Origin of the sequence: Stenotrophomonas sp. HMSC10F07, from assembly GCF_001807895.1 — a bacterium.
Lineage (GTDB): Bacteria > Pseudomonadota > Gammaproteobacteria > Xanthomonadales > Xanthomonadaceae > Stenotrophomonas > Stenotrophomonas sepilia.
Window position 1 is genome coordinate 1 of sequence record NZ_KV791326.1, and the last position, 3,493, is coordinate 3,493.

The 3,493-nt window shown below is 67.6% G+C and carries 2 protein-coding genes; one reads left to right on the plus strand and one right to left on the minus strand.

Annotated features, from left to right (window positions below; translation table 11 throughout):
* Positions 1 to 34: 34 nt before the first annotated feature.
* Positions 35 to 1,405, minus strand: a complete 1,371-nt coding sequence (gene mgtE / locus HMPREF3114_RS02120) for a magnesium transporter (protein WP_005420274.1) — start codon at positions 1,403 to 1,405, stop codon at positions 35 to 37.
* Between the two features lie 343 nt (positions 1,406 to 1,748).
* On the opposite strand from mgtE, the gene HMPREF3114_RS20445 reads away from it, so the two are divergent.
* The coding region (locus HMPREF3114_RS20445; protein WP_083297565.1) for a monovalent cation:proton antiporter-2 (CPA2) family protein at positions 1,749 to 3,493 on the plus strand (1,745 nt) is incomplete at its 3' end.

Sequence of the window (3,493 nt, forward strand, 5' to 3'; positions counted from 1 at the left end):
ACAAACGACTTGATCCCCTCCGTCCCCTTTTTTGTTACAGCAGCGTGCCGTGCAGGATCAGCGCGGCGATGCTGAAATAGATCACCAGGCCGGTCACATCCACCAGGGTGGCCACGAACGGGGCCGAGGCGCTGGCCGGGTCGAAGCCGAGGCGCTTCAGGACGAAGGGCAGCATCGAGCCGGACAGCGAACCAAAGGTGACGATGCCGACCAGCGCGGCGCCGATGGTGATCGCCAGCAGGATCCAGTGCTCGCCGTAGTCATGCAGGCCACCCAGCTGCCAGATCACGATGCGCACGATCGCCAGGCAGCCGAGGATGGCACCCAGCACCATGCCGGTCGGGATCTCGCGGATGGCCACCTTCCACCAGTCGCGCAGGCGCAGTTCGCGCAGCGCCAGGCTCCGGATCAACAGCGAGGTGGCCTGGGAGCCGGAATTTCCGCCCGAACTCATGATCAACGGGATGAACAGGGTCAGCACCACCGCGCGCGCCAGTTCGTCCTCGTAGTGCTGCATCGCACTGGCCGTCAGCATCTCGCCCAGGAACAGCACGCTCAGCCAGCCGGCACGCTTGCGCAGCATCTCGAAGAAGCCGATCTGCATATAGGGCTTGTCCAGCGCTTCCATGCCGCCGAACTTGTGCGCGTCCTCGGTCGATTCCTCGATCAGCGCATCGAGCACGTCGTCCACGGTGACGATGCCGAGCATCTGCTGCTGCGCGTCGACCACCGGAATCGCCAACAGGTCGTGGCGGCGGATCAGACGCGCGACTTCTTCCTGGTCCATCAGCGCGTCCACCGTCACCGGCGGATTGACCTGGGCCACGTCCAGGATCGATTCCTCGGGCAGGCCGGTGATCAGCCGGCGCATGGTCACCACCTGCTGCAGCTGCTGGCTGGCCGGGTCCAGCACGTAGATCGCGTACACCGTTTCACGCGTGCGCTCGACCTGGCGGATGTGCTGCAGGGTCTGCGCCACGGTCCAGCTGGCGGGCACCGCCACGTATTCGGTGGTCATCAGCGCGCCGGCGGTGTTCGGCGGGTAGCTCAGCAGCTTCTGGATGACCTGGCGGGCGTCGGTGCCCAGCAGCGGGATCAGCCGCGCGCGTTCTTCCTCATCCAGCTCGTGGACGATGTCGGTGGCGCGGTCGTCAGCCATCAGCCCGAGCAGGGCAGCGGCGCGTGCCGGCGGCAGCGCGGCCACCAGCTCACCGCTGCGGTGCAGCTCCGGCGCTTCCAGCATCTTCACTGCACGCGGCAACGGCAGCGCGGCCAGCGTTTCCGCGGCGCGGGCCAGTTCCAATGTGTTGAGGAATTCCACCGCATCGGCGGTGTTGTAGTTCGCCAGCGGTGCGGCCAATGCGGCGGCATCGGCCACCGGGCGCAGCAATTGCTTCTGGTTCATCGGTTTTGCCTTGTGGGGGTGCGACCTCGCGCAACGCCAACGCAGGCAAACCGTCCCGATGTCAGGCGGTGGCCATCGCTGGCGTCGAACGAGGTCGACTTCTACTGTCGCTGGACATGGGTTGGGGACTCCGGAATGCGCGTGCCGGCGGTGCGCCGCCAGCGGCGGGCAGTCTGGACCCGCGGGCCATGCAGGTCAACCCGGCATCCCTGCGCCGGGCGCCTGCCGGCCGGTTGTTCTCGTGCATACACCAACCGGCGCGCATAATGGCCGGGTGGCGCTCGCCACGCTTTCCCCACCCGAACGGACGCACTGCGGGCTTCCCCGATGACCAGGTATTCCCATGCATAGCGGCGGTCTGGAACTGGCCCTGGTGCTGCTGCTGGCGGCGGTCATTGCCGTGCCGGTGTTCAAGAAGTTCGGCTTCGGCGCGGTGCTGGGCTACCTGGCGGCCGGCGTGGTGCTGGGCCCGGACGGGCTGGGCTTCGTGCAGGACGCCGACCGCATCCTCGGCGCGGCCGAGATCGGCGTGGTGATGCTGCTGTTCGTGATCGGCCTGGAGCTGTCGCCGGCACGCCTGAAGGTGATGCGGCGCTCGGTGTTCGGCGCGGGCGCGGCGCAGGTGGCGATGTCCGGGCTGGTGCTGGGCGGCCTGCTGCTGCTCGACCACTTCCAGTGGAAGAGCGCGCTGGTGGTCGGTGTTGCGCTGGCGCTGTCATCCACCGCGGTAGGCCTGCAGCTGCTGTCCGAGCACAAGGCGATCAACAGCGACCATGGCCGGCTGGGTTTTGCCATCCTGCTGTTCCAGGACCTGATCGCGATCCCGCTGCTGGCGGCCATCCCGCTGCTGGGCGGGGCGAAGAACGAGACCCTGCGCTGGGAAGACGCCGCCGTGGCCCTCGGCGCGCTGGCCGTGGTGATCCTGTGCGGGCGACCGGTGCTGCGCAAGGTGTTCAGCATCATCGCGCGCACCCGCAGCCCGGAAGTGTTCACCGCCACCGCCCTGCTGGTGGTGCTGGGCACTGCCTGGTTCATGCAGGAAGCGGGCCTCAGCCCCAGCCTGGGCGCGTTCCTGGCCGGGGTGCTGCTGTCCGATTCGGAGTTCCGGCACGAACTGGAAGCGCAGATCGAGCCGTTCAAGGGCCTGCTGCTGGGGCTGTTCTTCATCGCGGTGGGCATGGGCATCGATCTCGACCGCATCGCCGCAGAGCCGTGGCTGATCGCGGCCGGCGTGGCGGTCCTGCTGGTGGTCAAGTTCAGCCTGCTGTATGTGATTGGCCGTATTGCAAAGCTCAGTCCGCGGCAGTCGCTGCTGCTGGGCAGCGTGCTGTGGCTGGGGGGCGAGTTCGCCTTCGTGGTGTTCAACGAAGCGCAGCGCGCGCACCTGCTGGGCAACGCCAATCACGATCGACTGGTGGCGATCGTCGGCCTGTCGATGGCGATCACGCCACTGCTGATGATCGCGCTGCTCAAGCTGCTCGGCCAGGAGAAGGCTCCACCGCGCGGGACCGCCGAGGCCGACAAGGTGGCACCGGACAACCGGCCCAAGGTGCTGATCGCCGGCATGGGCCGCTTCGGCCAGGTGATCGCACGCCTGCTGACCGCACAGAAGGTGCCGTTCGTGGCGCTGGAGGCGAACCCGGACACGGTGGCCGACCTGCGCCGCTTCGGCAACCAGCTGTACTACGGCGACCCGACCCGCCCGGAGATGCTGCGTGCAGCGGGTGGCGAGCACATCGATGTGTTCGTCATCACCGTGGATGACCCCGAGACCAACCTGCGTGCGGTGCGCATGGTGCGCCGGCTGTACCCGGACGCGAAGGTGCTGGCGCGTGCACGCAACCGCCAGCATGCATGGCGCCTGATGGACATGTCGGCCGAGCCGTTCCGCGAAGTGTTCGGCACCAGCCTGGAGATGAGCGGGCGCGTGCTGACGGCGCTGGGCGTGGCCCCAGACGTGGCCGAACGCCATGTGCAACGCTTCCGTGAGCATGATGAGCAGCTGCTGCGTGACCAGTACCTGGTGTACGACGACGAGGCCGCGGTGATCCAGACCTCGCGTGATGCGCGCAACGACCTGATGCACCT

Excerpts from the sequence above, each read along its gene's own strand:
- mgtE (WP_005420274.1), bottom strand. The coding sequence starts at position 1,405 with ATGAACCAGAAGCAATTGCTGCGCCCGGTGGCCGATGCCGCCGCATTG.